This is a genomic window from Pseudoalteromonas sp. A22, assembly GCF_018141345.1.
In the GTDB taxonomy this organism is placed as follows: Bacteria; Pseudomonadota; Gammaproteobacteria; order Enterobacterales; family Alteromonadaceae; genus Pseudoalteromonas; species Pseudoalteromonas maricaloris.
In genome coordinates this window covers 1,728,299-1,754,920 of the sequence record NZ_CP047238.1, presented here as the reverse complement: position 1 = coordinate 1,754,920, position 26,622 = coordinate 1,728,299, and the positions used below count along the sequence as shown (strand labels likewise).

Annotated in this window: 28 protein-coding genes; 11 read left to right on the top strand and 17 right to left on the bottom strand. The window is 43.9% G+C overall.

The features are described from left to right. Both GSF04_RS12665 and GSF04_RS12660 read right to left on the bottom strand, forming a co-directional pair. Nucleotides 1-1,335: a M23/M56 family metallopeptidase gene (locus GSF04_RS12665; protein WP_211859694.1), complete on the bottom strand. Its 1,335-nt coding sequence runs from the start codon at nt 1,333-1,335 to the stop codon at nt 1-3. Between the two features lie 3 nt (nt 1,336-1,338). Further along, the gene (locus GSF04_RS12660; protein WP_010371797.1) at nt 1,339-1,719 is read right to left on the bottom strand and encodes a BlaI/MecI/CopY family transcriptional regulator; all 381 of its coding nucleotides are present in this window, start codon (nt 1,717-1,719) and stop codon (nt 1,339-1,341) included. A 158-nt stretch (nt 1,720-1,877) separates the two neighbouring features. On the opposite strand from GSF04_RS12660, the gene GSF04_RS12655 reads away from it, so the two are divergent. After that, entirely contained in the window at nt 1,878-3,437 is a 1,560-nt protein-coding gene (locus tag GSF04_RS12655; RefSeq protein ID WP_211859693.1) for an ATP-binding protein, read from the top strand. 24 nt (nt 3,438-3,461) lie between these two features. Here GSF04_RS12655 and GSF04_RS12650 read toward each other — a convergent pair whose 3' ends face one another. Further along, on the bottom strand, nt 3,462-4,217 hold the full coding sequence (locus GSF04_RS12650; protein ID WP_211859692.1) for an SDR family oxidoreductase: 756 nt from the start codon (nt 4,215-4,217) through the stop codon (nt 3,462-3,464). A 109-nt stretch (nt 4,218-4,326) separates the two neighbouring features. Here GSF04_RS12650 and GSF04_RS12645 point away from each other — a divergent pair, with 109 nt between their 5' ends. Next, entirely contained in the window at nt 4,327-5,223 is an 897-nt protein-coding gene (locus GSF04_RS12645; RefSeq protein ID WP_211859691.1) for a LysR family transcriptional regulator, read from the top strand. On the opposite strand, the gene GSF04_RS12640 is transcribed toward GSF04_RS12645, so the two are convergent. Together GSF04_RS12640 and GSF04_RS12635 are read right to left on the bottom strand one after the other, a co-directional pair. After that, nucleotides 5,220-6,098, bottom strand: a complete 879-nt coding sequence (locus tag GSF04_RS12640) for a dihydrodipicolinate synthase family protein (RefSeq protein ID WP_211859690.1) — start codon at nt 6,096-6,098, stop codon at nt 5,220-5,222. The genes GSF04_RS12645 and GSF04_RS12640 overlap by 4 nt on opposite strands. Nucleotides 6,099-6,107: 9 nt before the next feature. Further along, the gene (locus GSF04_RS12635) at nt 6,108-6,884 is read right to left on the bottom strand and encodes an aldolase (protein ID WP_211859689.1); all 777 of its coding nucleotides are present in this window, start codon (nt 6,882-6,884) and stop codon (nt 6,108-6,110) included. 108 nt (nt 6,885-6,992) lie between these two features. Here GSF04_RS12635 and GSF04_RS12630 point away from each other — a divergent pair, with 108 nt between their 5' ends. Next, nucleotides 6,993-8,453 (top strand): PLP-dependent aminotransferase family protein, encoded by a 1,461-nt coding sequence (locus GSF04_RS12630; RefSeq protein WP_249122483.1) that lies wholly within the window; start codon nt 6,993-6,995, stop codon nt 8,451-8,453. Between the two features lie 5 nt (nt 8,454-8,458). On the opposite strand, the gene GSF04_RS12625 is transcribed toward GSF04_RS12630, so the two are convergent. Then, nucleotides 8,459-9,310: a GNAT family N-acetyltransferase gene (locus tag GSF04_RS12625; protein ID WP_211859688.1), complete on the bottom strand. Its 852-nt coding sequence runs from the start codon at nt 9,308-9,310 to the stop codon at nt 8,459-8,461. Between the two features lie 252 nt (nt 9,311-9,562). Between GSF04_RS12625 and GSF04_RS12620 the strand changes: the two genes are divergently transcribed. Further along, a complete protein-coding gene (locus GSF04_RS12620) occupies nt 9,563-10,258 on the top strand; it encodes a hypothetical protein (RefSeq protein WP_211859687.1) in 696 nt (231 codons plus the stop codon). Between the two features lie 81 nt (nt 10,259-10,339). Here the strand turns inward: GSF04_RS12620 and GSF04_RS12615 are convergent, their stop codons facing one another. From GSF04_RS12615 to GSF04_RS12580, 8 genes are all read right to left on the bottom strand, one after another. Next, complete coding sequence (locus GSF04_RS12615; RefSeq protein WP_211859686.1) at nt 10,340-11,602, bottom strand: HAMP domain-containing sensor histidine kinase; 1,263 nt, start codon at nt 11,600-11,602, stop codon at nt 10,340-10,342. A gap of 21 nt (nt 11,603-11,623) precedes the next feature. Next, complete coding sequence (locus GSF04_RS12610) at nt 11,624-12,325, bottom strand: response regulator transcription factor (protein ID WP_211859685.1); 702 nt, start codon at nt 12,323-12,325, stop codon at nt 11,624-11,626. Next, nucleotides 12,325-13,236, bottom strand: coding sequence for an alpha/beta fold hydrolase (locus GSF04_RS12605; RefSeq protein WP_211859684.1), 912 nt, complete (start codon nt 13,234-13,236; stop codon nt 12,325-12,327). Before GSF04_RS12605 ends, GSF04_RS12610 begins: the two co-directional genes overlap by 1 nt. Further along, nucleotides 13,229-14,362: a DJ-1/PfpI family protein gene (locus GSF04_RS12600; protein WP_249122482.1), complete on the bottom strand. Its 1,134-nt coding sequence runs from the start codon at nt 14,360-14,362 to the stop codon at nt 13,229-13,231. Before GSF04_RS12600 ends, GSF04_RS12605 begins: the two co-directional genes overlap by 8 nt. Before the next feature lie 114 nt (nt 14,363-14,476). Beyond that, a complete protein-coding gene (locus tag GSF04_RS12595) occupies nt 14,477-15,121 on the bottom strand; it encodes a DUF6058 family natural product biosynthesis protein (RefSeq protein WP_211859683.1) in 645 nt (214 codons plus the stop codon). A 3-nt stretch (nt 15,122-15,124) separates the two neighbouring features. Beyond that, nucleotides 15,125-15,514, bottom strand: coding sequence for a hypothetical protein (locus GSF04_RS12590; RefSeq protein ID WP_010604541.1), 390 nt, complete (start codon nt 15,512-15,514; stop codon nt 15,125-15,127). 62 nt (nt 15,515-15,576) lie between these two features. Then, nucleotides 15,577-16,419, bottom strand: a complete 843-nt coding sequence (locus GSF04_RS12585) for an alpha/beta hydrolase (protein ID WP_211859682.1) — start codon at nt 16,417-16,419, stop codon at nt 15,577-15,579. A gap of 90 nt (nt 16,420-16,509) precedes the next feature. Further along, nucleotides 16,510-17,460, bottom strand: coding sequence for a calcium/sodium antiporter (locus GSF04_RS12580; protein WP_211859681.1), 951 nt, complete (start codon nt 17,458-17,460; stop codon nt 16,510-16,512). Between the two features lie 370 nt (nt 17,461-17,830). On the opposite strand from GSF04_RS12580, the gene speA reads away from it, so the two are divergent. From speA to GSF04_RS12560, 4 genes are all read left to right on the top strand, one after another. Then, on the top strand, nt 17,831-19,744 hold the full coding sequence (gene speA, locus GSF04_RS12575) for a biosynthetic arginine decarboxylase (RefSeq protein ID WP_039495609.1): 1,914 nt from the start codon (nt 17,831-17,833) through the stop codon (nt 19,742-19,744). Between the two features lie 3 nt (nt 19,745-19,747). After that, on the top strand, nt 19,748-20,668 hold the full coding sequence (gene speB / locus GSF04_RS12570; protein WP_010604538.1) for an agmatinase: 921 nt from the start codon (nt 19,748-19,750) through the stop codon (nt 20,666-20,668). Between the two features lie 1,132 nt (nt 20,669-21,800). Continuing rightward, the gene (locus tag GSF04_RS12565) at nt 21,801-22,052 is read left to right on the top strand and encodes a hypothetical protein (RefSeq protein WP_211859680.1); all 252 of its coding nucleotides are present in this window, start codon (nt 21,801-21,803) and stop codon (nt 22,050-22,052) included. Continuing rightward, entirely contained in the window at nt 22,049-22,474 is a 426-nt protein-coding gene (locus tag GSF04_RS12560) for an N-acetyltransferase (RefSeq protein WP_211859679.1), read from the top strand. Before GSF04_RS12565 ends, GSF04_RS12560 begins: the two co-directional genes overlap by 4 nt. A 180-nt stretch (nt 22,475-22,654) precedes the next feature. Here GSF04_RS12560 and GSF04_RS12555 read toward each other — a convergent pair whose 3' ends face one another. Then, the gene (locus GSF04_RS12555) at nt 22,655-23,137 is read right to left on the bottom strand and encodes a MarR family transcriptional regulator (RefSeq protein WP_211859678.1); all 483 of its coding nucleotides are present in this window, start codon (nt 23,135-23,137) and stop codon (nt 22,655-22,657) included. 116 nt (nt 23,138-23,253) lie between these two features. Here GSF04_RS12555 and GSF04_RS12550 point away from each other — a divergent pair, with 116 nt between their 5' ends. Next, entirely contained in the window at nt 23,254-24,153 is a 900-nt protein-coding gene (locus GSF04_RS12550; protein ID WP_211859677.1) for an EamA family transporter, read from the top strand. Between the two features lie 49 nt (nt 24,154-24,202). Here GSF04_RS12550 and GSF04_RS12545 read toward each other — a convergent pair whose 3' ends face one another. Further along, a complete protein-coding gene (locus tag GSF04_RS12545; RefSeq protein WP_211859676.1) occupies nt 24,203-24,718 on the bottom strand; it encodes a GNAT family N-acetyltransferase in 516 nt (171 codons plus the stop codon). A gap of 27 nt (nt 24,719-24,745) precedes the next feature. Further along, entirely contained in the window at nt 24,746-25,051 is a 306-nt protein-coding gene (locus GSF04_RS12540) for an NIPSNAP family protein (protein WP_010604531.1), read from the bottom strand. Nucleotides 25,052-25,280: 229 nt separating this feature from the next. Between GSF04_RS12540 and GSF04_RS12535 the strand changes: the two genes are divergently transcribed. Together GSF04_RS12535 and GSF04_RS12530 are read left to right on the top strand one after the other, a co-directional pair. Next, nucleotides 25,281-25,658 (top strand): VOC family protein, encoded by a 378-nt coding sequence (locus tag GSF04_RS12535; protein WP_249122481.1) that lies wholly within the window; start codon nt 25,281-25,283, stop codon nt 25,656-25,658. 279 nt (nt 25,659-25,937) lie between these two features. After that, entirely contained in the window at nt 25,938-26,585 is a 648-nt protein-coding gene (locus tag GSF04_RS12530; protein ID WP_211859675.1) for a hypothetical protein, read from the top strand. The last annotated feature ends 37 nt before the right edge of the window (nt 26,586-26,622 follow it).

Here is a 26,622-nt window from a genome sequence, read left to right as displayed (position 1 = left end):
TTAATTTTCCAATAAGGTCAGCGGATCAATGCGCGTGTTGTTATGTAGAGCTTCTAGATGTAGATGTGGACCAGTGACTCGACCGGTTTCACCTATGGTACCGATCACTTCTCCTTGTGATACTTGCTCACCTACTTCAACATCAATGCTATCAAGATGTGCGTAGAGACTTTGATAACCATTGTCATGATGGATCAACACCACTTTACCGTAATTCTCAGGCAAGGTTTTATCATCGGCAATCGTGACCGTACCGCTGGCAACCGCCATCGCAGGTTCACCAACGCCGCCAGCTAAATCCAGTCCTTGATGTGCTTTATTGTGACGAAAGTTCGATACATGCCCAAACCTTGATGTTATTTCAGGGGTGACGACCGGGTATGTCCATGTTTTACTCACCATTGCCATTGCCGTTCCCATTGTCCATTGAATATTGCCATAGGCTAAACCTGAACTAAGCAACACAAAAACCCCTATCAACACAAGATTACTTGGCTTCTTTTTAGATTTAAGAATAACGCTAAAACGCTTTTTATAATCATCTAAAGTCAGTGAATTAGACGCAAAACTTGCTGTCATATTCATCGTTTTCGGCTGCGCAGCAGCCCGTTTTAAAGAGTTCATTAATGCTTTGCTATAAGCCAAAGGTTCAAGGCTGTGCTTCGCTATCGTCACCTCATCACAGCAATATTCCATCGCTCGAATAAAGCCCAGTTCCATTTTTGCAATGAACGGGTTAAACCAAGCAAGCGTCGCGAGTATTCGCCAAATTACGACGGCAATGTGATCGCCCTTATCTATGTGGGTTAACTCATGCAGAATAAGTGCTTGCTGCTCTGCCTCTGGTAGCGTGTCAAATTCCACCGGCAAATACACTTTAGGTTGCCACAGTCCGAACACAAAAGGAGAGCAAGTAATTGGCAATTGATAGCAACTCCGTGCACCGAGCTTTATTTTTGAGGCGGTGCTACAGAGGCGTTTTACTCGCCAATACTGTCGCCCAAGTACCAAAAGATGAGCGATTAGCCCAACGCAATAGACCAGAAATACAGCCATAAGCGTCAGGTTTAGCCAGTCAGACGCAACTTGAGTGCGCTTCGTCATTGCCAGCAGCGGCTCTGCAAATTGTTGTAAATTGGCATTAAACAATACGGCTGGAATGGCGTTGTGTTGCTCCATGTGTTCAAGTGGGATCCAAGGCACAAAAGTCACTGCCAGCACGCCCCACCAAAGTCCTTTATTCTGTACATACCGAGCGGAAAATTTCACACCTAGTGCGTACGTTAAGCCACTAAGCGCCACCCACAGCAAGACCGAAAGTAATATTAGTTCCATACCTTACTCTTTATCACCTTGCGTCTTAGCTAACTCATCTAACATGGCTTCTAATTCATCTAATTCATCCGCTGCAATTAACTTACTATCTGAAAACATAGCGATTGGCAGAGGCTCATCCAACTCCATAATTTGCTTTGCAAACTCTTGGGCATAAAGTGCGAGAGTCGGTACCTTAGCAAGGACAGCTGAGTATATTTTTTTATTGCCTTGCATTTGCTCGGCGAGATAACCCTTTTCACACATTCTCTCAAGAGTTTTTCGAGTTGATGAGTAGCTCCAGCTGAGCTTTGATCCTATTTCTGTGTGAATTTCTTTGCCCGTTCTTGGCTGTTCACGCCAAAGGATTTTTAAAACGATTAGTTCGGTTGAGTTAGGTTTCATTGTTTTTTTCACAACTGCGACATATGTCACACATTAACAAATAAAAAAGTGCGACACAAGTCGCACATTATGCTTTTTTAATTTTCACCACGAAAAATGGCGACATTATCAACAGCACTTATACTTCAAGTTGATATATAAAAAATGAGTTATCTGTAGTGCTAGAGCTAATTAATATTCGCCATAAATTATGGCTGCTAATTGTGTTTCCCATCATTGCGCTTGCCTTACTGCTTGGCTATGCTTTTAACCGTTACGCTCACCTTGAGTCAGAAGTAGAATCTCTATACGCCGATCGTGTTGTGCCGCTTATTCAAATAAAAAAAGTATCAGATCACGGTGCGATTCAGATTGTCGACATACTTCATAAGTATCGTGCAGGGCTGGTCTCCAAAGACGAGGTGTTGATGCAAATAGCAGATGCTACTCGGGTCATGAACGACGCCTGGCAAAGCTATCTAAACACATATTTGGTGACGGCGGAGCAAGTCAAAGTTGAACTCATTGAGTTCCAACTGCAGGCCGTATTTACGCATATTGCCACGCTCCAAAGCGCGATAAATCAAGGGACATTTTTAGCAATTCCACAAAATCAGTTTGTTACTGCACTCTATGAAAAGTTCGATCCGTTAACTTCGTCACTACAAGCACTCACCGAGGTACAAAATGACGTCGCACTCAGTATTGTGGAGCAAACCGAGCAACAATTTAGCCAACTAAAGTTGTTGCTCATTATTTTTTCTGTGATTGTATTGGTGAGCTTAATCGCCGTTGGCTTCGCTTTATATCGCTCTATTCAACATCCAATCGATCATATTCGCTCGCAAATCAATCACATTATTGAGAGCTCGAGTCTCGAAAAACGTATCGACATTGATAACCACAATGAACTGACTGATGTTAGCCTTGCCATCAATCAGCTCCTTAGCCACATTCATGTGATCCACCAGCAACTGGTAGAGGCGGAAAAATTATCGAGCCTAGGTAGTTTAGTTTCGGGATTGGCTCACGAGGTAAATACCCCACTTGGCGTCTCGATTACCGCAGTGTCATCCTGCCAAGAGCAAGTGGATGTGATGGAAACTGGCATGAAAACTCAGCGTTTGTCGCACGCTGAGTTTTTAGAAATTATGGCAGCATTGGATTCTGGGTTGTCTATCGCAGAGCGAAATCTCGGCAAAACGGCAAAGCTAGTACAAGAGTTCAAGAATATCTCTGCAGAGCAAGAAACTGACGTCGAGCAACTTGTCGACCTAGAAGCAGTTATTCGCGATTATTGCGAACAAACGGCACGTTTCCAGTTAAAGATGCGCGTTGAATTTAGCGCAACAGGAAAACTGGAACAACTGGTCAAAATCAACGTTAAGGCGCTACAGCAAATCTTGTTGCAGCTGCTAGAGAATGCCCGAGTGCATGGTTTTAGTAATGATAGCGACACCCAGCCGTTTGCCGCTGTTCGTTTAGAGATCACTGACAATAAAATATTTATTCGAGTCAAAGACGAAGGCGTCGGTATGAGTAATGAGGTCCTAAACCGGATCTTTGAGCCCTTTTACACCACAGCTCGCCAATATGGTCATGCCGGGCTTGGACTTTCCGTCACCTATAATCTCGTCAAAAAACATTTAGAAGGTGACTTAAAAGTCAATTCCAAAGCCGGAAATGGCACAACGTTTACCATCTTGTTGGCGAACAAAACGTTGGCACAAACCGCCTAACCAACTTGTGCCCTCATAGCATACTTAACGAGTGACAAAGCCTCCGTTAACAAACAAAGTTTGCCCAGTCGTCCAGCGTGATTGCTCCGACGCAAGATAAAGCACCGCAGGGGTAATATCGTCTACTTGCCCTAGTCGGTTCATTACACTTGCAGACTGTAAATAATTAACGGTTTGCTCGTTTTCTTCGCCATGGAAAAAGTCAGTGTCAATTGGACCTGGTGCGATGGTATTGACGGTCACTCCTCGATGTCCGATTTCCTTTGCCAGCGCACGAGTGAAATGCTCAAGTGGTGCTTTTGAGCCAGCGTAGAGCGCATAATTTCCAGTAAATGCTGCCAGCAGCGAAGTGCCCATATTAATGATCCGACCGTTATCACGAATATGTTTAGCGGCTTCTTGCATCACAAAAAATGCTCCTTTACAGTTGATCCCAAATAGCCTGTCAAAATCCTCCTCGCTATACTCAACAAACGGTTTTTTACTGATAGTACCGGCGTTATTGATAACGATATCTACGCCGCCAAACTCACTAATAATATGCTCAAATATATTCATTACCTGCGCTTTATTGCTGACATCTCCGTGTACTAGCGTCGTTCTAACACCCAGCGCTTCAACTTCCTTCTGAGTTTCAAGTGCTTGTGGCTTAGAATGCGCACTATGATAGTGAATGACAAGATCAGTGCCTTGCTTTGCCAGCGCTATGGCAAAATCCTTGCCCATATTTTTGGCTGACCCAGTGATAAACGCAACCTTACCTGTTAATTGCTTAGACATACCTATTTCTCCTACTTGAAATATTCAATCGACTTTTAGTGTAGCTAGGTGAAAGGGATACAGGTATAGTGATTTTAGTCATTTACTAATTGCATTTTTTACATCCGCTATGAAATCGATTACTGAAGAAGATTTGTTTGTTCTTACCGTTGAATCTGGCAGCCTCAAATCTGCGGCTGAAGTGATAGGTACCGATCCCTCCTCGGTAAGCCGAAAGCTTGCAAACTTAGAAAGTCGATTAGGAGTAAAACTTTTACAGCGCTCCACCAAGCAAACGGCCGCAACTGAGGTTGGGCTTGAGTACTATAAAGGCGTAAAGCAATTACTAGATGAAAAAAGGGAATTAGAAGAGTCGATTTCAGGCACCTCAGCAGTGCCTTCTGGGACATTGAGGGTTGCAGCTCCACACGACTTCGCTGAGCGCTTCATTGCTCCTGTGGTACAAACCATGATAACCACCTATCCAGACCTCAATATCGAGTTACTGCTCGGCAGTCATTTTGAAGATCTCAAGGCTAAACAAATCGATATTGCAATTAGGATTGGCAAACTGGATGATTCCTCCTTGATTTGCCGACAACTAGGCCATGTACCACGGGTCTTGGTGGCCTCTAAATCGTATATTGAACGCATGGGACAACCGCAACGCTTTAGCGATTTAAGCAAACTGGATTTTATCTTTTACAATAAACCTAAACTTGGTGATCAGCTCATTCTCGGTAAAGGCCTGCACCGTGAAGCCGTTACGGTAAGTGGTAAACTCATCGCCAACAGTGTTGCAGTGCTAAAAAATTGGGTAAACGCTGGCCTTGGTGTGCATTACGGGCCGCTATGGGCATTTAAAGATGAATTAGCTATGGGCAGTTGTGTACAGCTACTACCTGAACTACACGATGAAAGTTATCCTATTCACGCACTGTACTTGTCGAAGCAATATACTCCCGCAAAGGTACGGGAGTTTGTTGAGCTATTGACTTCAACCTATCGGCAATACCGCTTCGATTAACGCAAATTACTTAGTAATTGCGCTAACTGTTTTTGCTTAGCGTCATTGAGTGGTAGCAATGGCGCTCTTGGACCACCGACATCCATACCTTTAAGTGCGAACCCAGCTTTTACTGCGGCGGCAAGGCCAGAGCTCACAATAAATTCCAGAAACTCAAACTGTTGATAAAATAGCCCTTGAGCACGTTCAAATTCGCTGTTTGCAACAGCCTGCAATAACTGTTTTGGCTTATCACCAATTAAACATGGCGCCGCAGTGCACCACCCTGCTGCACCGGCAGTCAATGCCTCTAATGCCATGTGATTACAACCGTTAAAGAATGGCACCGCTCCCTCACTAAGATGATAAATTTTGTGCATCCGCTGAATGTCACCCGAGCTCTCTTTAATCGCGACAACATTTTCAATGTCTGCCACCATTGCCAGCATTAACTCAGGTGTCATGTCCACACCACATACTGCTGGATTATTGTAGATCATGATAGGTAACGGCGAAGCTTTCGACACTTGCTGATAATGTTCAAATATCTCTTGCTCGCTCAATTGATAGTAAGAAAAAGGTGAAAGCATGATCATATCCGCACCAAATTGGTGGGCGTACGTTGCATAAGTTGTGGCTTGTGCTGTCGTTAACGCTGCAATACCGATGATAACAGGAACCCGCCCTGCGACATGTTTGACAGTAAATTCAGCAACTTGCTGCCACTCCTGCGCGGTTAAATAGGCCGCCTCTCCTGCGCTGCCAAGCGCAGCTATCGCATCCACATCGCCTGCAAGTAAAATATCTATCACTTCGCCAAGTTTAGCCAAATCAACCCCTTGCGTACAGGGATCGAACGGTGTCACGGTGTAACCGATAATACCTGAAATTTTCATCGCAATTCCTTAAATACAATCAATATGGAGTTTGAGTGCTTGCCTTGCATAGTATGCAAAGTTCACTTGATTTCTTTTTTCTGTCGACACCCAGTCATGCGCTTCTCGAGCAAGCTCAGGAGGTAAAGGTTTGATATCTCCTGCCGCCATAGCAAGGAGTTGTAACTTAGCAGCGCGTTCAATTAATACCGCCAAATTGCACGCCTCTTCTATCGTTTTCCCTGTCACGAGCTGGCCGTGGTGAGCCAAAAACACCGCACGATTATTGCCAAGCGCCTCTGAAATAAGTTTGCCCTCTTCATTACCCACAGGCACTCCAGGCCAATTGGCCACGAATGAGCAGTCTTCATATAACGCACACGTATCCATTTGTGAGATTATCAGTGGGGTTTCTAGCATTGAAAGCGCCGCCACATGAGTAGGATGGGTGTGAATAATGCAATTCACTTCAGGATGATGTTGATAAATCCAGGTATGGAAGCGATTTGCAGGGTTTGCCATCCCCTTTCCGTTAATCGGATTAAGATCTGCGTCCACCTCAATCAGATTGTTTGCCGTGATCTCATCGAACCCAAGTCCCAACTGTTGAGTAAGAAAGTGATTCTCATGCTCTACTCGACAGGTTATCTGGCCTGCAAGCCCCGAGTCATGACCCTTATCAAAGAGTATTCGACAGGTTAGCGCGAGTTTTTCATGTTGACTAAAAGCCTTTGTGGTTAGTTGGTTTTGCATTTGAAGCTGAGCGTTTTGCATCAGCTCCCCTTTACTCATTAGTGCTGTCTTCACCTATACTCTCCTCTTTACTGCTTGACAACGAGGATAAAGTAACGCCAAACTGGACCAAAAATAACATCCAGTTTTTTAATTTTAACTGGTCCAGATAAATACTCCGTTATGTCCAAATCTTGGCAAATGCACTTTTGTTTGACCCACTCGCAGGGGAAAACGATACATACCAAACTGCTCAATCAAATTACCTCAGACATCATTTTGGGCAGGTTAAATCCCGGCACTTTGCTGCCGAGCTCTCGGAAGCTCGCTGAACAATTAAGTATCAATCGAAAAACCGTACAAGTCGTTTACGAAGAACTAGAAGCACAAGGTTGGCTGCTTACAAAACCTCGCTCAGGGACTTTTGTTGCCTATGAATTGCCCGAGCAATCGTTAACTGATTCAACACAGCATCTGGTCACGATGACGCAAAAGACCAAAGCAACATCTGGCCTTGTTGAAATGCTCTATCAAAACGCAATAGAGCCATTGAACGATTTCACCAGTTTAAATGATGGCAGTCCCGACTCTCGCTTAATCCCTTATACTCTGCTCGCCAGAACCTATCGTAAAGTTTGCATCGAATTAAGTCGCAAGGCGCAGCTTGGGTATGGCGATCCAAGAGGAACACCTGAGCTTCGCGGTGCAATTGCAAACATGCTAAGCTTTGACCGCTTTATGAATTGTAATATCGAGGAGGTTTGCATCGTTCGAGGGAGTCAAATGGGCATTTATCTCGCCTCAAAAGTGCTCGATCCTCGTAAAGGTGCAATTGTTGTTGAAGCACTTTGTTATCTCCCTGCAAAGGCGGCATTTGAGGCCCACGGCTTTGTCGTTTTGCCTTGTCCAATCGATGATAACGGTCTCGATACTGAGCAGCTCGCAGCACTGTTAGCTACCCATCCAATTGCTGCGGTGTATGTTACTCCTCACCACCAATACCCAACCACAGTAACCATGCCGATGGAGCGGAGACTCGCATTGTTAGCACTGTCAAAAGCGTATAATTTTGCGATACTCGAAGACGATTATGATCATGAGTTTCACTACAACACGCGGCCTATTCCTCCACTTTCAAGCCTGCCAAATTCTGAAAACGTGATTCATGTCGGGTCAATGTCAAAAGTGTTTGCCCCAGGTTTGAGGCTTGGGTACATTGCCGCCGCGCCTGAATTTATCGAACGTATTGCACAACAGATAATGCTTATTGATAGACAAGGTAATACCGTCTCGGAAATCGTGCTGGCGAGCTTAATGGATTTAGGTGAAGTCAAACGCCACATACGCAAAACCAGAAGGCAATATCAAGCGCGTAGAGATTTTGCCATGGCTGAACTCGAACGCGTCTTTGGAACTCGGATCTCCTATCATATTCCCACAGGCGGACTGGCACTATGGCTTGACATTTCCACTGTTGCAAAGACAAACCCACTGAGCTTTGCACCCAGTAAAGACTTTACCCTAAGTTCAGTGTTTACAAATTCACAGTCCCCTGCCAGCCATATTAGATTCGGCTTTGGCGCACTTTCAGAGCCGGAAATTTGCAAAGCAATACATTTACTTTATGACTCGCTGTTTGAGTGAAAACATTAACCAATTTCAAACGAAGTTACCCCGAACACTCGCGCTAATGGCAAATCTGGGCGTTTAGCGGTGTACATTCTTGCGGTTTCAAAAGAAAGTGACATCTTGTACTTTTGTGCAAGCGCAACAGCAGCTGCATTTACTTCTGGCACATCCAAATAAATGGCCTCAGTTGCTGATACCTTAGACCTAAGCGCTAAGAAGAGTGTTTCTGCAAGTTCTGCGTTATCAGCATAAAGAGGTCCTATTTTATAGCCAATGTGACAAGGACGGATCACACCTATGGCTACAAGTGTGTCATCCTGTTTAATGCCTAAAGCGTGGCAGTTTGGCTGGTTAATCCAAGCATCAACAAAGGCTACTCTTTTTGCTGGGAAAAACGTACTGTCGTACGCAATGACTTCTTCTATCGGTAATCTTTCAAGTGCCACTAAGTTTGTGCAATCAGGCGTTTCGCCGCCACCCACTCCTTCGTAGCGAATATTACGATAGGCGAGCTTAAAACCCGATTTTTTGTAATTCTCTTGCTGCGCGACCACTCCATCCAGTGCGACGTTACAACCAGCTAAATATTGAAGTCCTGCCTGCCAAATCTGCATCCCATAACCCTGACCTCGATACTCACGCTTAACGATATAAAAGCCTAAAAAACCAAATGAATCATCGTACTTAACCACCGAAATCGAAGCGATAGGTTCATCGCCTAGATAGCCAATTAAAAAGCCATTTGGATCGGCTTGATAGTAGCACTGTGCGTCGCTAAGCCCAGGGTTCCACCCTTCTTGCAGAGCCCACTTTGCTGCAATTTCTAATTCAGTTAGATCCATTACTTTTATTTTAAATGCTCTATTTTCCATGGCGTATCTACTTTTCTCACCTGATGTAGTTTGTATTATAGCGGACAATCCTGCACTGCAATGGCCCTATCATAGGCATGATAAGCCACAAATTTGGAGAAAATATAAAGGAAATATAAAGGACAGGCATGCTAACGCCCGAATAATTATTATCACTGATTGATTTTCCACACGCATCGCTATATGGTGTGCACCAAATACAAGCCTAACGTATTAATCACAAAAAAATAAACCATAAAAAGGAGTTGTTTTATGGCCCTCTACATTAAAGATTCGGCGCTCGCATGCCCTGCGACAAAAGTGTTACAAGCGACTGATTTTTACAAGCCATTCCCGAGTAGCCAAGATGTCGCGTTTAATGACAATCAGCTATTACCAATAGGACTACTTGCCTATTCAAAGTTAGACTCAAACAGCGATGATAATATACTTATCGCATTACCGATTTCTATGGAGATTTTTGATGGCGACCTTCCTTATATCTCCTACTCACTGACAGACAATGGGTGGCAAGTTGATGCTCACAATGTTGACAATCTAAGTGAAGAGAAGGAGGATTTTGAAGACTATAGCGAATACTATCAGCAAGTAGCCAGCTTCTACGCCAAACATCAACGACTTAACTACTCGTTTGACGAAAATGATGAAAGCGTTCCGCTCTTTGAATTCGGTGGCCAACCCATACTCGGTTGCAATTGGGACGCCTATTTGTGGGATGAAGAAAGTGATGATGAAACGCGCTATTTTGACGCTATGGATGAGCAAAGTGGCGAGAACTACAGCCACTACTCCACTCGTGAAATTGGCTTTTTTGATGAAGAGCATGACGTAGATTTTGCCTACCTTGGCACCTTCTGCTTCTCCACTTATTTTGAGGGCGGTGGCGAAGGGATTGTTTTTTATAGTGCTAAACACAAGAGAGTATTGATTATCGCCGAGTTTTCTTAAGTTCAATTAAATTCTCTCAAGGCACGATAACGGAAGTCGCCGTGCCTTTTCATTCTGTGTTGGGTCAGGTCAACAACTACCCTAAGCAAACTTTAAGTGAACCGACACACCCGTTTCGCCACTTTCAATCATCACCTCTACAGAAAACTTCTCACAAAGACGCTTTACTAGCGATAAACCAATGCCAGTACCTAAACTATTAGGACCCCGCATTCCAGACTCAAAGGCTTGCTCGTTTGCCGTAAAGGTCTCTGGTAACCCTTGGCCATTATCCGCAATCGTTAGTGTATTGTCTCGGTAACGAATATGAATTTGCTCACCTTGGCTATGATGTACAGCGTTCTGTAACAGGTTTTGCACTACCAATCTTAGCTCCTGCGCGGCCATAGGAACAAATACATTGCCGGGTAAGTCAATACTTAGGACTTTATGCTCAAACAGCGCTTGGTTATTAATAATGCAAGCTTCAATCACGGATTGTAAATTAGTCTGCTCCGGTGTATCAGCTTTTTCCCGGGCAAGGGCAAGTAACGCTTCTAGTGTTAGCTGCATCTGCTGGTCTGACTCCGCAATCCTTGCTACCAGCTCTTGCTGTTTACTGTTTAACTCGGTGTGGTTGAGTAAACTGACCGCCCCTTGGGAAATGGTGACAGGTGTTCTCAATTCATGGGAAATATCTCTGGTAAATTGGCGTTCACGCTCAACGAATGCTCGAATGCGAGCAAGGGCCGATTCTAGCGTTTGTGCAAATTTACCAATTTCATTTTGCGAAAACTGAGATGCAAAATTGGTCGGTAGATTTTCAACGGGACTCGCCTCTACAATTACCATAAGCTCATCCAAAGGTTTAAGTAGTTTTTTTGCCAGCTTTACCGTACCGAGCGCTAGCAATAGCGCGATTACTAATCCAATCACCAATAAGGTCAGTGAAAAACCAAGCATCAAGCCTCGCAGTTCGCGCACCACAAGATGGCCGCTTACTTCAGCAAGCAATAAGCCTTGTCCACGGTCGTCCTTGTTTAGAAAGGCGATATGATAATGTTTACCCGCCTCAGCACTAAACTCTTTGCGGTTTGGTTCCTCAGCGAGTAGCGTTCTTACCACCGCGGGTAAAGTGTCGGTTGTAGGATGAAATGTGACGAAGTCAAAATGTGCTTTTGGTGTCTCGTTATTGACGATTTGAAGCGCTATCTGCTTTCTTTCATCCTCTAAAATTTGATAAAAAAAACTGTCTTCTATGATGTAGCTAAAAAGCAAAGTGATCAGTGAAAATAATACACTGAGCAACACGACGATAGAGACAAAATAAGTGATAATGCGGTTTCTTAGTTGTTTTGTTTTCATTTTTCTCAGTTGCTATTTCAACTATAAATCCAGCACTAAGCCAACGCTGTGAATAGTTTTAATAATGGCAGTTGGAAATGGCTTATCTACCGCTTTACGTAATTGGTAGATGTGTGACCGTAAAGAATCCGAGTCAGTGCCCTCCTCGCCCCAAATACGCTCAACGAGCTCACTCTTTGATACCGCTCGTGGATAACTTTCCATCAAAATTTTAAGAATATTGAACAATATTGGCGGTAACACGAGTGCAATCTCCCCCCGCGTTACCGTTTGATTTTGGTAATTGAGCGTAACCTGTTTATCTGCGTCCCCTACACTAAGCGTTCTTGCAGCAGATGTGGGATTTAATCGGCAAGTTAATGCGCTGACTCGGGCTGCGAGCTCCTCTAGCGAAAAAGGTTTGGTGAGGTAGTCATCCGCACCCTGCGCAAATCCTGCTAATTTATCGTCCAAAGTATCACGAGCAGTTAACATGATGATGGGAATATGCCTGTCGGCTTGAAGCCTTAATCGCTGACAGACCTCTAGCCCTTCAATATCTGGCAGCATAATATCCAAAATAATACAGTCAAAATATTGCGTTAATGCAAGCTCACAACCCTGCTCTCCCGTATAGGCAAAGTCCAAACTATGCCCCTGCATATCAAAGTAATCTGCTATATTACTTGCAATCGCGGGGTTGTCCTCAATCACTAAGATATTGAGTTGTGAGCTTGTTTTCATTAATACCAACCTTGTAATTCTTTATAGTAGCCTTCAGGCAAGATATGCTCACCTTCAATGACCACGTGATGTTTTTTAACACTCGCAATGGCCTCAAATAATGCTTCATTTTCACGCTCACTGGCGTATTCATCGTCATCTGCCGAGACCAACCACACCTTGGGAGAATCAACAGCTGTCGCAAAGTTTTTAATTGCCACTCGAGCCACCGCGTTAGTCAGGTAAGGTGGAACAATTGATAACACATTATCTACTCGTTTATCCAGTGCAGCTAAAATTAAACTGATTTGACCTCCCATGCTGTATCCTGCAACACTGATTTGGTTTTGATCAAATTGCGGTTGGGTTGCAATCCAATCAAGCAGAACTCTGTGATCTTTTACCGAATCAATAACCATGTTTTCGTATGGTTCACGTTTTCCCCACCAATCTATATCACGCATAACATCAATAAGGTTATAGTCTGGATTTTTACGTTTACCGTGGTTTCTCGAATCGATAGCGATAACAGCATAACCTTTTGCCAGCGCCATTTTGGTAAGCTCATCCGTTTGCTCGTATGTGTCGCGTCCTTTAAAGCTCTCTTGTATCCAACGTACATCACTTCGACCCATGCCGTGGACACCCACCATAATTGGAATTGGTTTAGTCGCGTCATAATTACTTGGATAGAGAATATGCCCATTGACTTTATCGCCATCAAACGTCGTGTACTCAAGCGCAAAGTGATTAGCTTTTAATGGCGATAGCTTTACCTCCACCGCTTTTTGCTCGTAGCTATATATTTGCGTTAATTCCTCCGACGTAACGCTGTATGGCTTTAATCCAAATACTGCGTACCAAACAGCGGCAACACCTGCGATAATTCCAGTAACTACTAACATTGCTTTTCTCCAGTTTTGCTTAACCATAAACTTTCTCCTTTAGTGCCATCAGACTCTCCGCCGTACCGTGCTTTTTAAGTGCTGCTTCTAAAGTGAATTTCGCACCAGACATATCATTTAGTTTGAGCTGTGCATTTACTAGTGCTTCGTACAGCATGGGGTGATCGATATCTGCAAGGGTTAATTGCATCAACTCAACGGCCACTGCAAGCTGATGAGCAGTTTGCGCATGCTGCGCTTGATATAAACCAGAGATCCCGAGCAACATAGGATCAAATGATGCCTTATCCGCTAAATAACGCGCCTTCGCTTTGCTGCTATCTGAAAAAAATTGCTCTACCAACAAGATACTTTCATCGTCTTTGAAACGAGGTAACTCGCTTACCGTCAGACCTAACGCCGCAACCATCGCTTTGGCAGTATCTACCGTAGAAAAAGGGTTTTGCCCTGTGATCAATTGACCGTCAATACTGACCTGATTCAACATCAACCCGTCTTGCACAAACGATGCACCACGCTCAATGAGCTTATCTTCAAGTAGGAATGGAAACTGTTTGGTCCACTTTTTACCAAACGCTGCTTCTTCTTCGTTAGTAAAACCATTTACTCGCTTACCAGCGATTAAGTACTCTCCATTTGCAAGCTTTACATCCACCAATGCCGCAGGACCATGACAAACCGCACCAATTACGCCGTTGTTAACGTAGATATCATGAATAATTGCCTGTAACGGCTTGGAGTCATGCAAGTCGAACATTGGGCCTTTGCCCCCAACCACAAACACAGCATCGTATTGTGAGGGCTCTAACTCACTCAGTCTGTTAGTGTTTTTAAGCTGCGCCATCGCTGTCGTATCGTTACTGTATGCTTGATTGTAGGATTTGTTCTTGTCGAACTTATCTGCCAATGGTTCACCGCCCTTTGGCGAGGCTAACGTGACTTTTACGCCATTTTGTTTGAACACGGCATACGCTTTACTGAGCTCGTCAAATTCAAATCCAGGTTTGCTTAAGGTGCCATCAGCCCCCATTTCGCCATAACTACTGAGCACCATGAGCACATGAGGTGTGTTTTTATCTTGTGCAACCGCATTGATTGAAGTTGCTGATAAGGCAGCAACGAGAGATAAGGTTAATAGTGATTTGTTCATCATCCTGTCCTCGGGCCTGTTGACCCTTGTGTTGTTTTGTTACAGACACTTTATGCGGACAGGTGTGAAATGGATGTGAAGTCAATTCACATGATTTAAAAAGCGAAAAACAGTTAATTATGATGTTAAAGGCTTTGGAAATTTTGCTCTTACGTCGTCGATTAAGCGCTTGCGTGAGCTACGTTCACGCTCATGAGGCGCAAATAAGGCACTGGCCTCATCCAATAAATCAACCACTTGGTGAAGCTGAGTCAGTTCATCCAGACTCAAATGTTCATCTCGTGCTAAATACTCATTGATGATAACGATAGCGGCTTCTTTATTTGCAATATCTTCAGGTAAACCCGTTTTAGTACAAAGTCCGTAAATACCGCCAAGGAAGTGTTGCCACTCACTTTCTAAGTGCGCGTCGATGTCTTGATCCAGCTTTGCATCTCTCGGATTAAAGCCTTGCGCTTTTAATCTATGCAGTTGGTTTTTATAACGTTTACTAAAGAGTGCAAAGGCTTGTGCTTCATCCGCTACTTGTGACACAGCACCAAGCCACACTAAAGCCCCTTGCGGATAAAATTCTATGCAGCTTTCATCACAGTGCTCGCCAAAGAAAGAGTCACATTCAAGCTTTAATGCTAACTTATAGGCGGCTTTTGGCATCAAACGCTTTTCAATTAGCATAGCCAATTCAAGATGGGATAACTGCGACTCGCGTAGCAAAGTCTCTTTGGTAATAAAATGCGTCTGCAGATAGGTAAGTAACTCCATTGATTATTCCTTTGAATTAGTTAGCTTTATTTTTGCCGTGAGCGCAGTCGCGATGATAATCAAGCCAAGCAAGTTGATGTTTACGGCTATGGTTTCTAGGTTCAACTGAACCGTTAATAGCAGCCCTGATGAAAATTGGATTAGCGTATCATCGACGACTACGCCAACGGACATAAGCGCGCCGAGCACCGCTGCCCAACTTAAGGCCCTGAGTTGTTTTTGATATAACTTATACGCGACCATCAAGCATAAAAAGCTTGCTGTAAAGTCGAGGATTAACGTCAATTGCGGATGGTTAAATACACCCAGTACTGACAATACCACCCCTGCAAAGCCGGCTGCTGCTACTAAGAAAGTCGTGATTTTTGAACTGATTATGTGATGAGAGAACATTGCTTTATTATTGTTAGTTGGGTTAGCAGCAGTATAACCGCTAACCCTTTGCGTAAAAAATATTATTGTACCTTTTTCACCATTTCTTCAATATATTTGATGGCAATAAATGGGTCTGTTTCATCAAACAGGTGAGACGCATATTTCATGGTAATGGGCGTAACATTATCGCCAATTTCTTGCAGCTTTATTTGGGAGTCTTTTGAAGTTTGAGTATAAACATCAACATCAGCATAACTCATACCGGTAGAGCGGATAGAAACATGAGGGATCCCACGTGACAGTATAGTAACTGGCATTTTCCGGTTGATATTGTACATCTCTGTATGGGCAGAAGCTTCTTCCAAGTCTTCTAGTGAATGAGTATCTCGCTCCCAGTTGATGATCCATTCCATTATCTTCCATGCTTCTTTGGACATCTTACTTTTCATATCGTGATACCAAGACTCATGAGCGATATCGATAAGCACCATACCTTTTACTTTTTCAGGGTTTCGGTTGGCATAGGCTCTTGCAACAAAACCACCAAAAGAGTGAGGTACAAGTACCAAATTATCCATTTTAGTGGCTTGAGTGAATGCCTCAAGCTCTTGTGTAAGCTCCAACATAGTCCGTACTCGAGGCTTCGCAAAAGTGCTTTTTCCGGTCCCCGCTCTATCATAAAAACATAAGCGATAGCCTTTTGGATTTATGTTATGAATGGTGTTTTTGTAGGTTTCATGAGCATCAAGGCCCATCCCAGCTAGTAAAAGTGCGGTAGTCTCGCCCTCTCCTTTGCAAGCATAGGCAAGTTTGTTGCCGTTTATTTCCACATATTGATAATCGTGTTCATGAACTGATTGGTTGGCGCTGACCACTGAACTGTAAGCGACGAGTCCGAGTACTGCTGATGTTATTGTTTTCATTGTCCTTTCTCATTTTTAAGTTTTCCCAATAACATACTAATTAGTTTACTCGATAAACTCAATAAAGTTTCAGAAACTTCTGAAACTTTATTAACTCAACGTATAAATGAAATAAGCTACATAACCCATAAACAAGATACCACCTTCTCGACGACTAAGCTTCTGGCCTGAAATAAGTAGTGGAGTACAAAGTAAAGTTGCAACGATCATGACCGAAATATCCGCACTTAGCATACGATTTGTCACTTCCAAAGGGCTATTGCTGATAAGTCCAGCCACGCCTAGGACACCGAGTAAATTGAATAAGTTACTGCCAATCACATTTCCTACCGCTATATCAGCATGCCCTTTTATGCTCGCCGTTACTGAGGTAACCACTTCTGGTAGCGAAGTACCTATTGCAATAATGGTTAAGCCAATCATCACTTCATCCACCGCTAAAGTACGGGCAAGTTGCACCGCGTTATCAACCATCAACTGTGCTCCAAATATCAACAAACCAAGCCCTAAAATAAATTGCACTGTATTAACAGCGCGCTCACGCCAGCGGTTTGGTTGTTGCGATGACGCTGGTTCATCATTTTTGTGACTAAGCGCACGACCTTGCACAAATAAATACACAACATACAGCAGCAAGAGCAAACTCAGCAATCCAGCATCAAAGCGACCTAGCTCACCATCCCAAACCAACGCAGCAACAATAAAACAGGCGATCACTAGCATAGGAATATCTCTTTTTACCAATGCTTGTGACACCACCAGCGGCGCTATCAGCGCTGATATACCCAATATAAATAAGATATTAAAGGTATTACTGCCAAGCACGTTGGCAACAGCTAAGCTGCCTTGCCCAGCTACTGCAGATTGCACACTGACCGCAAGCTCAGGAGCACTGGTACCAAAGGACACAATAGTTAATCCAATTAGTAAACTGGGTACGTTGAAGCTCGCAGCCAGTTTAGATGCGCCCGCGACTAAACGGTCAGCACCGAATACCAACAGTGATAAACCTAAAACGATATAAATAATATTGATTGTCATCGATGCAAACCTTGCGTTTTGATGAAACGTTAGCTTAAAAAACCCGAGAGTAGAATTTACTACTCCTTGTTTACACTCACTTAATTCACGTTATAGCGCAACTAAACTAAGGGAAAGATTTGTCACTCTTGACGAGCAAAATAACTCATTAGACTGAGACTTTCTATTTGTGTCTAATGCGCGAAAATTAATTAACCTGAACTCGGGATAAAAAGTTAGTTAACCAACTAAAATATCCATGCTCAAAAGCGTAATATCGCTCTGGCCAGATGTTATGCCGAGTTCAGGTTAATTCTACCTATCACTCAGTGAGTAGCCGCCATTGATGGCGCACTGCAGGCTGAACTCTAACTTACGTTAAGGAACTTGAATGACCAAATTTACCTCTTCTGAGCAAGCACGTGAATGCTACAACGTGCGCCACTGGAGCCAAGGCTTCTTTGGTATTAATGATCAGGGAGAGGTTACTGCGATGCCGAACCAACAGCAGCCACAGCACGCCGTAACTCTGACAAACATTGCACAACAAATTAAATCTGAGGGTTATACCCTTCCTGCGCTAGTGCGTTTTCCACAAATTCTAGAACAGCGCGTACATAATATTGTTGGTGCGTTTAATCAGGCGATTACTGATTACAGCTACCCAGAAGATTATTTATTGGTTTACCCAATTAAAGTAAACCAACAAAAAGAAGTCATTGAGGGGCTTATCGCAAGCCAAGCAGCCAGCGATAAAAAACAGCTTGGCTTAGAAGCTGGCAGTAAAGCTGAGTTACTTACCGTATTGGCGCTCAGTGAAAAAACCAGCGCAGTGATCGTGTGCAATGGCTACAAAGACAGAGAATACGTCCGTCTTGCGCTTATCGGTGAAAAATTAGGCCATCAGGTTTATATCGTTTTAGAAAAGCGTTCTGAGCTCGACATCGTGATGGCAGAAGCCAAAGCACTCAACGTTAAACCTCGTTTAGGCTTACGCGTACGTTTGGCATCACAAGGTAAAGGAAAATGGCAAGCAAGCGGCGGCGAAAAGTCCAAATTTGGTCTGTCTGCATCGCAAGTCCTTACGGTTGTTAACCAATTAAAGCAAGCTGACATGCTAGATGCGCTGCAACTGGTGCACTTTCACTTAGGCTCGCAAATGGCCAATATTCGTGATGTGCGCGTTGGTGTGGGTGAAGCCGCTAGATTCTACTGCGAATTACGCCGTTTAGGTGCAAACCTGTTGAATTTAGACGTAGGTGGCGGACTTGCAGTGGATTACGATGGAACGCGTAGCCAGTCGTCCAACTCGATGAACTACAGCTTAGCTGAATATGCAAACAACATCGTTTACACTGTAGGCGATACCTGTAAGCAATACAATCAGCCAATGCCAAAGATCATCTCTGAGTCGGGTCGTGCGTTAACGGCGCATCACGCGGTATTAATCACCGATGTGATTGGCACTGAAAGCTATCAAGTAGAAGAGATAACTGCACCGGTAAATGACGCCCCAAGACTACTACACAATATGTGGACGTCTTGGCAGGCGCTCAACGAGCAGAGCGACGACCGCGCATTGATTGAAATTTTTCATGATACGCAGGGCGACTTGGCAGAAGTACACAGCCAATTTGCGATGGGCCTATTAAGCCTTGAGCAAAGAGCATGGGCGGAGCAAGTAAATCTGCGTGTATGTTATGAGCTGAACAAGCGTATGGATAACAAAAACCGTTTCCATCGCCCAATTATTGACGAGCTCAGTGCTAAGCTTGCGGATAAATTCTTTGTGAATTTCTCGCTATTTCAATCTTTGCCAGACGCTTGGGGTATTGAACAGGTATTCCCTGTACTGCCACTCAGCGGGTTAACAGAGGCACCAAAGCGCCGCGCGGTATTATTGGATATTACCTGTGATTCTGACGGTACGGTGGAGCATTATGTTGATGGCCAAGGTATTGAAGCCACGCTACCAGTACCAGAGTTTTGCAAAGATAAACCCTATTTATTGGGATTTTTCTTGGTGGGTGCATACCAAGAGATTTTAGGTGACATGCATAACCTATTTGGCGACACCCACACCGTTGTAGCCACATTAGATGACCAGGGCGAATTGTCGCTTGGTAATGTCGATGCGGGTGACACCGTTGCCGATATGATGCGTTATGTACACCTTGATGTTGAACAATTTAAGCGTAACTTTGCCAACCTAGTTGAAAGCAAACTACCGCTTGAAGAACGAGCTACCTGCCTGGCAGAGCTTGAAACCGGCCTTGACGGCTATACTTATTTGGAAGATTTTTAACCCATGAGCCACTTATTCGATCACACCGATCATTCTCTGTACTCCAACGGCATGACGTTTTTACGTCAGCCAATGGTACGCAATATCACAGATATTGATGCAGACGTTGTGGTACTTGGCTTGCCATTTGACTTGGCAACCTCTGGACGCCCAGGCGCGCGCTTGGGTCCAGATGCAATCCGTCGCGCATCCGTACACTTAGCTTGGGAAAGTAAAAAATATCCCTGGTCATTTGCATTGTGGGACAAAATTAAACTTCAGGACGCTGGCGATTTCACCTACCCAGTTGGCGATCCTGAGTATTTTACTGCGCAACTCGAGCTAGCCGCTCTGCAAATTTTGCAGCAAGGTAAAACGCTATTAAGCCTAGGCGGCGATCACTTTGTGACCCTGCCATTGCTGCGTGCTCACCAGCAAATTCACGGCAAAATGGCACTCGTACATTTTGATGCGCACACAGACACATACAGCCAAGGTTCACGCTATGACCACGGTACTATGTTCTATCACGCTCCGATTGAAGGCTTAATAAGCCCTGAGCATTCAATGCAAATTGGCATTAGAACCGAGTACACAGAGCAAGGTCATGAGTTTGGCGTGATTGACGCTATGGCAGCAAATGACTTAAGCGCCGAAGAAATAGCAGCACAAATCAAAGCACGCGTCGGCGACTTGCCCGTGTACTTAACCTTTGATATCGACTGTCTAGACCCAGCATTCGCACCAGGCACCGGCACCCCGGTATGCGGCGGCCTAACCAGCGATAAAGTGCTGAAGATTTTACGCGCACTGCAAGGGCTAAACATGATAGGCATGGACGTAGTAGAAGTCTCCCCTTCCTACGACCAAAGCGAGCTCACCGCAATCGCCGCCGCCACCATTGCACACGAACTACTGCATCTGTGGGCTGTAAAGCATAAATAACCAGATGCGGGTTTGGACTAAGCCACCTTAACCAGGTGGCTTTTTTGTTTGGGGTTTACTGTAAAATCGTAGAAGATCTCACATGCAACTTATTCTCCTTCGTCACACCTGAAAAACATAACTTCTCGGCGGGTGAACCGCCTCCCACAAAGCTATTTACACTGTGAGACTGGAGCCTTAATTTTCTGAACTTGTAAACGACTCTATCGCTATTGAGAAAGTAGAAATCCACAGGCGACTTATTCCCCCTCCATCACACCCGAAATTCATAAGCCGATATGCAATGTGCCGACAGGATGTCGGCTAAGTCTTGTCTGGTACAGGGACGTGCCTTACAAGACGGTTGCACTATATCGACTTAGGATTTGAGGATTAAGTGTGATGCTGGGGCGACGTTTTCTTGGTTCGCTCGATCGCGTCGCTTCAAAAGAATGAACGAAAAGCGCATAGATGCGCTTTGATATTAGTCAAGGAAGGCTCTACTCATTAATCAACTCGAAGTGGTCGCCCGCAAACTCATCATCAACAATAGCTCGAAAACATAACTTCTCGGCGGGTAAACCGCCTCCCACAAAAATATTTATACTGCAAATTTGGAGACATAATGTGCTAACAGTTCTTGCAATGCTTGCAAGCAGCTTAATCGCCAAAACAGTAGAGGCTCATACAAGCAACTTATCCCCTCCATCACACCCGAAAAGTATAAGCCGATATGCAATGTGCCGACAGGATGTCGGCTAAGTCTTGTCTGACACAGGGGCGTGCCTTACAAGGCGGTTGCATTATATCGGATTAGGGTTTGAGGATTAAGTGTGATGCTAGGGCGACGTTTTCTTGGTTCGCTCGATCGCGTCGTTTCAAAAGAATGAACGAGGAACGCGTGGATGCGCTTTGATACCAATCAAAAAAGACGATTTCAAGTTAACGTATTTAGGTCGGCCTTGTAATTTATTTTGGTTTTTTTAAAGATTAAGCATGCCATCTCGCCAACAAAGCACTTGTACCAAGTATGGTCCAGTGATAATTTGCACATCACAAGGAATGAAAAGGTAATCACTGTACGTTTTAAGCACCTTCAACACAGACTTGAGACCTGAATTCACATCGCCACTTTTTTATTTGATAAACAGTCATGGAATATAAACAACCTAACACACTATTCGAGCGTAGGCTTGATACGCCAGATCAAAATCTTTATCTCGTCTCCATTCAGGATGATGAGACTGTGTTATCTGCGTATGGTAGATATGCACACAATTCAGGCGCCAAAACCGTATCTTGGAATGAATTTCTTCAAGGGGATATGAATTCCCTCGTGGAAAAAACAATGGGAATAGCTGTACTTAATGAAGTGCTCGAAAAATTACGGGCGCTGCAATCATGATAAGAAAATACACTGAAGATGACATAGATACCATACTTGAAATTTGGCTGAGCGCATCCATTCAAGCACACGGCTTTATCTCAGCTGAGTTTTGGCAAGCTAATTTAGAAAATATGCGTAATATTTATCTCCCTGCTTCAGAGGTTTACGTCTACGAGCTGAATTCCGACGTTGTCGGGTTTTACGCTTTACACCAAAACAGCTTAGCCGCCCTATTTGTGAAACCAAAGCTACAGGGAACCGGCATAGGCAAACAATTGCTTACTCATGCAAAAAATCAAAGACCGATATTGACGCTTTGTGTATACAAAGAAAATCAAGCAAGCTATCAGTTTTACCTATCTCAAGGTTTTAGTGTTATCGCTGAACAAAAAGATGAACATACAGGGTATCCAGAGTACGTGATGAGTACAAAGGTTTAGTGGGTCGAATAGCGCTTCGGTTATTCGAACCTACTACACCATGATGATTATGTGCTGCTAGCAAACAGTCCAATGGCTTACGTAAAACCTGAAGACGCAGGCAACACCACTTCCCCCTTCACATCCGAAAGGCGGCATCACTTCTCAGCGGGTGAACCGCCTACAAGACTGTTTACACCCTCACTCAAATTGCGTTAACCATTCTTTTAACACACTATTTAACAAGGTTTGCTGCTCTTTACTCATCCCTTCAACCAATTGGGCTTGAATGGCGATATGCGGTTCAATCAGATTTTCAATCAGGGCGAGGCCTTCTGCTGTTAATTCAACTGTTACACTGCGGCGGTCTTCTTTACAATGCTCACGTTTGATAAGGCCTTTTGCCGCTAGCTTATCTAAACGATTGGTCATCGCGCCAGAGGTGAGTAGCATGGTTTTAAATAGCTCTGATGGAGTTAAGCGAAATGGCTTGCCGCTGCGGCGCAAGGTAGCTAACACATCAAATTCACCCAAATTTAAGCCGTATTGCTTATGTAGCTTTTCAACTTCGGCTTCCATATGTTTAGCTATGCGCACTAAGCGACCCATTATCGCCATGGGCGTTGTTTCTAACTGTGGTTTTTCGCGAGCCCACTGCTCTTGTACTCTATCAATCGCATCCATCAATATTTGCCCCGACAACAAACTTTGTAAAGAAATATCTTAACATAAAGATACTTTACAAAAAGTGTTTTTAGTAATACCTTAGCGCAAAGTATCTCAACATAAAGATAGTTAATGTGAATATACTCCTCGCGATGATCCCTGCATTTTTATGGGGTACCACATATGCGGTGACACAATACACCCTTGCGGACTGGCCGCCTCTTTTACTTGGCGCTATTAGAGCGCTTCCGGCTGGGCTTATTTTGCTAGCAGTTAAGCCGAGTGTGCCAAAAAAAGCTGACTGGAAAATATTATTCGGCCTAGGGACGATTAATATCGCGGCGTTTTTTAGCATGATCTTCGTGATGTCGTTAACGCTACCATCTGCCATATCTAGCGTGGGCATGGTGTCTGTGCCGGTGTTCGCCATGCTTTATCATTGGTTGGTCAATAAGCAACGTCCGGGATTGGTGCAAGCGTTATGCGGCGCGGCGCTTATTGTGTTGGCCTGGTTGTTATTTGATCCGAGTTCACTGAGTTTAAACCCTCTTGGTTTAGCGGCAATACTTGCGGCAATAACCTGTATCGTGATCGGCAGCTCAATCACTAAGTCTCTTGGTGATCGCATGCATTGGTGGACGGTGTTAACTTGGCAACTCATTATTGGCGGCGTTATTCTCACGCTCGCATCAAGCGTTCACGGCCTGATCGCACCAGCTAAGTATATTGCGGCTTTTAACAATTTCTCGATGACCAATCTCAGTGGCATGTTATGGGTTGTACTCCTGAACACTGCGCTGGGTTATAGCTTGTACGTGTGGTTACTGCAGCGTATGTCTGTAGTGGACTTTACCTTTGGTGGTATTGCAAATCCGGTTGCAGGTATTTTGACGGGGTTGGTGCTACTGGGCGAGACGTTCACGCCGCTTCAGTATAGTTTGATGGTTGGCATGATTGTAATGCCGCTATTACCGCAAATTATCGTCACTACCCTACGAAGCCGAGCTGTGCCTGCTAAATATGAGGTAAACTAATCAGTTGAGCGCATAGCAACTATGCGCTCGTTCCTCTAAAAAGGCGAAACTAAAGTGCGAGTCGATAGATATATAACGGCTCGTCACCTGCTACGCCCAGATCATTGACACAGGACTCAACAAACTGGCCGCCTATTTTTTCAATGATCCGCTGGCTCGCAATATTTGACTGTAAACATTGAAACTCCACAGTTTTAATATCACTTACCTCTCGAAGCCTGGCAATAACCTGTTCAAGCACTAGACCGATTAAGCCGTGACCTCTTGCCTTTTCGCCAAGCCAGTAGCCGATTTCGGCAGTTTGCGTTTGCGCATCCATATACTTGATCCCAAACACACCACAAAACTCGCAATTAAATTCAATAGCAGACCAAAGTCCGCCAACTTGGTTGTTTATACGTGTGTCGATGTATCGCTCTGCATCAGCCTCGGTATGTAATGTCGCAACCCACGGCAACACGTTTTGTAAACTTGCGCGACTACTTTGTACGCAATCAAATAATGGCTTTGCATGCGTCAAAGCAAGGTTTTGTAGTTTGAGATTGGCAGAAATATCTAGTTGCACGGGATGTTCAGCTCCATTTACTCACCTTTATTCAAATACAGGTCTAAAGAAGCTGCGTTCATAGCTGATTATGCAACCGGTATCTTCTGCAAATTTAATTGCAGCCTGACACTGTGCGTCTTGAAACGATTCGTTGCGATACGTTTCATAAGCCGCCAGACTGGGAAAGGTGAATAATGCCAAGGCAATATTACTTGCACCTTCCGATGGTAAAAAGTAGCCATTATGCTGCCCACCAAAACGATTGACGAGTGGGATCCACATTTTGGCATATTCCTCAAAGTCAGCAATTTTTGCCGGATCAACAACATATTTTAAGTAACAAGTAACCATACAACCTTTCCTTTTTGTTAAAAACACCAGTTTCACTTTGCTCTACACACCGTTAGACAGTGTGCGAGATTACTGTAAGCGTTAATAACATGAAGTTAAAGTGATATGGGACTATCTGTCTCGATTAAATGCTCAGCCCAAGGTATTAACTCAGCGTAATGCTACTGACAATAGCTGACACACCGAGAGAGTATCGTAGCTGCAACTTTTTAAAAAATGATGGAATTCCATGATGGTCACCGTTGATTCTTTGGTGTTATATGTAAGCGATATCAAGCTTAGCGAAGCGTTCTATAGACAGCTATTCCAATGTGAGACTGTAAAGCTTTCTCCAACTTTTGTTTCTATGAAGTGTGCAAACAACATCTCCATTGCACTTAAACAAAACACAGCCCTTACACCACCAAGTCGCATTACCGGGGGCGGTACTGAAATCTCTATTATGCAACCAAGCCAAAAGGCGTTTTTTGCTTTATACGATACATGGAAGTTACTAGATATTGAGTTTGCTCAGGTCCCGCAAGCCGAGGTATATGGCGATAGTTTTATCGTATTAGACCCAGATAAACATCGTATTCGCGTCTTTATTAATAAAAATAACGAGTAAACCAATTAAAGAAAGCAACCAAAAAACATGTTCTATATTAGCCCATCATCTTAAGCATGAGTTGTTTCGCTACCAGATTTGTAATTTTGTCTATACTTGTTTACTCATTTGTGAATTCTTCATTTAGTGTGAGGCCATAGCAACACCAACACTTGAAGAATTAACATCAGCGAAAATTGCGATAGAATCGTTCTGTCGCTCTCTATTGTTATGTGGTTGAACTGGGACTTCCCAGCCCAGTTTAGAAGTTTCAGGGAATAGCTGAAATAGGAGATAACAATGGCTGTTGCATATATTCAATCGATCGACATCACTGAGAACGGAAGAGTTCAAGTTAGCGGACAACTCTCTAGTACGAACTTAAATGTTTCACTGAATGAAATGATCCCTGTAGTTCCTCCCGCAGACGGGATTTGGAACTACGAATTGACTGTTACACCTACCTCTATGATTGGCGCAGATATGCTCGTCCCATTTGTAGTTGATGCCCCTTGGATAGGTAATTCAGAAGCAAATGGTGCGAGAATCATTCAGCCAAGCAATGACCCTAACACACAGGATAAAGAGACCGTTCATCTTAAAGGTAAAACGGTCAAGACACTAACGCAAAAACAGGCAAATATGCTTTGGCTGAAAGGCGCTTACTATGACCGTTCTGCAAGCCAGTTAGTCATTGATGCAAGGTATGGTGGTGGTTGTTTTCAACACATATTTGCACTAGAGTGGGATGGCACTTCATTAGAAAGCTTTCCTCCTCAATATATGTTTAACTTAGTAGATATGAGTGAATATGATCCATGTAAAGCGCTCATCGATGTACAACTAAGATTTGACATCAGTACAATGGACTTTCAAGTTGACGAACCTGCTCGTCTGCATATCGGCACCCCCAGTTACGGTCGCACCTTGACGGTTGAGTTACAGTAAAAAAACAATTTGCAAAACGGTCGTTCACAGCGACCGT

Excerpts from the sequence above, each read along its gene's own strand:
- GSF04_RS12645 (WP_211859691.1), top strand. The coding sequence starts at position 4,327 with ATGAAATCGATTACTGAAGAAGATTTGTTTGTTCTTACCGTTGAATCT.
- GSF04_RS12530 (WP_211859675.1), top strand. The coding sequence starts at position 25,938 with ATGGCTGTTGCATATATTCAATCGATCGACATCACTGAGAACGGAAGA.
- GSF04_RS12565 (WP_211859680.1), top strand. The coding sequence starts at position 21,801 with ATGGAATATAAACAACCTAACACACTATTCGAGCGTAGGCTTGATACG.
- GSF04_RS12615 (WP_211859686.1), bottom strand. The coding sequence starts at position 11,602 with ATGAAAACAAAACAACTAAGAAACCGCATTATCACTTATTTTGTCTCT.
- GSF04_RS12605 (WP_211859684.1), bottom strand. The coding sequence starts at position 13,236 with ATGGTTAAGCAAAACTGGAGAAAAGCAATGTTAGTAGTTACTGGAATT.
- GSF04_RS12540 (WP_010604531.1), bottom strand. The coding sequence starts at position 25,051 with ATGGTTACTTGTTACTTAAAATATGTTGTTGATCCGGCAAAAATTGCT.
- GSF04_RS12580 (WP_211859681.1), bottom strand. The coding sequence starts at position 17,460 with ATGACAATCAATATTATTTATATCGTTTTAGGTTTATCACTGTTGGTA.
- GSF04_RS12650 (WP_211859692.1), bottom strand. The coding sequence starts at position 4,217 with ATGTCTAAGCAATTAACAGGTAAGGTTGCGTTTATCACTGGGTCAGCC.
- GSF04_RS12640 (WP_211859690.1), bottom strand. The coding sequence starts at position 6,098 with ATGAAAATTTCAGGTATTATCGGTTACACCGTGACACCGTTCGATCCC.
- speB (WP_010604538.1), top strand. The coding sequence starts at position 19,748 with ATGAGCCACTTATTCGATCACACCGATCATTCTCTGTACTCCAACGGC.
- GSF04_RS12600 (WP_249122482.1), bottom strand. The coding sequence starts at position 14,362 with ATGATGAACAAATCACTATTAACCTTATCTCTCGTTGCTGCCTTATCA.
- GSF04_RS12535 (WP_249122481.1), top strand. The coding sequence starts at position 25,281 with ATGATGGTCACCGTTGATTCTTTGGTGTTATATGTAAGCGATATCAAG.
- speA (WP_039495609.1), top strand. The coding sequence starts at position 17,831 with ATGACCAAATTTACCTCTTCTGAGCAAGCACGTGAATGCTACAACGTG.
- GSF04_RS12555 (WP_211859678.1), bottom strand. The coding sequence starts at position 23,137 with ATGGATGCGATTGATAGAGTACAAGAGCAGTGGGCTCGCGAAAAACCA.
- GSF04_RS12585 (WP_211859682.1), bottom strand. The coding sequence starts at position 16,419 with ATGAAAACAATAACATCAGCAGTACTCGGACTCGTCGCTTACAGTTCA.
- GSF04_RS12665 (WP_211859694.1), bottom strand. The coding sequence starts at position 1,335 with ATGGAACTAATATTACTTTCGGTCTTGCTGTGGGTGGCGCTTAGTGGC.
- GSF04_RS12595 (WP_211859683.1), bottom strand. The coding sequence starts at position 15,121 with ATGGAGTTACTTACCTATCTGCAGACGCATTTTATTACCAAAGAGACT.
- GSF04_RS12625 (WP_211859688.1), bottom strand. The coding sequence starts at position 9,310 with ATGGAAAATAGAGCATTTAAAATAAAAGTAATGGATCTAACTGAATTA.
- GSF04_RS12610 (WP_211859685.1), bottom strand. The coding sequence starts at position 12,325 with ATGAAAACAAGCTCACAACTCAATATCTTAGTGATTGAGGACAACCCC.
- GSF04_RS12630 (WP_249122483.1), top strand. The coding sequence starts at position 6,993 with ATGTCCAAATCTTGGCAAATGCACTTTTGTTTGACCCACTCGCAGGGG.
- GSF04_RS12560 (WP_211859679.1), top strand. The coding sequence starts at position 22,049 with ATGATAAGAAAATACACTGAAGATGACATAGATACCATACTTGAAATT.
- GSF04_RS12590 (WP_010604541.1), bottom strand. The coding sequence starts at position 15,514 with ATGTTCTCTCATCACATAATCAGTTCAAAAATCACGACTTTCTTAGTA.
- GSF04_RS12620 (WP_211859687.1), top strand. The coding sequence starts at position 9,563 with ATGGCCCTCTACATTAAAGATTCGGCGCTCGCATGCCCTGCGACAAAA.
- GSF04_RS12660 (WP_010371797.1), bottom strand. The coding sequence starts at position 1,719 with ATGAAACCTAACTCAACCGAACTAATCGTTTTAAAAATCCTTTGGCGT.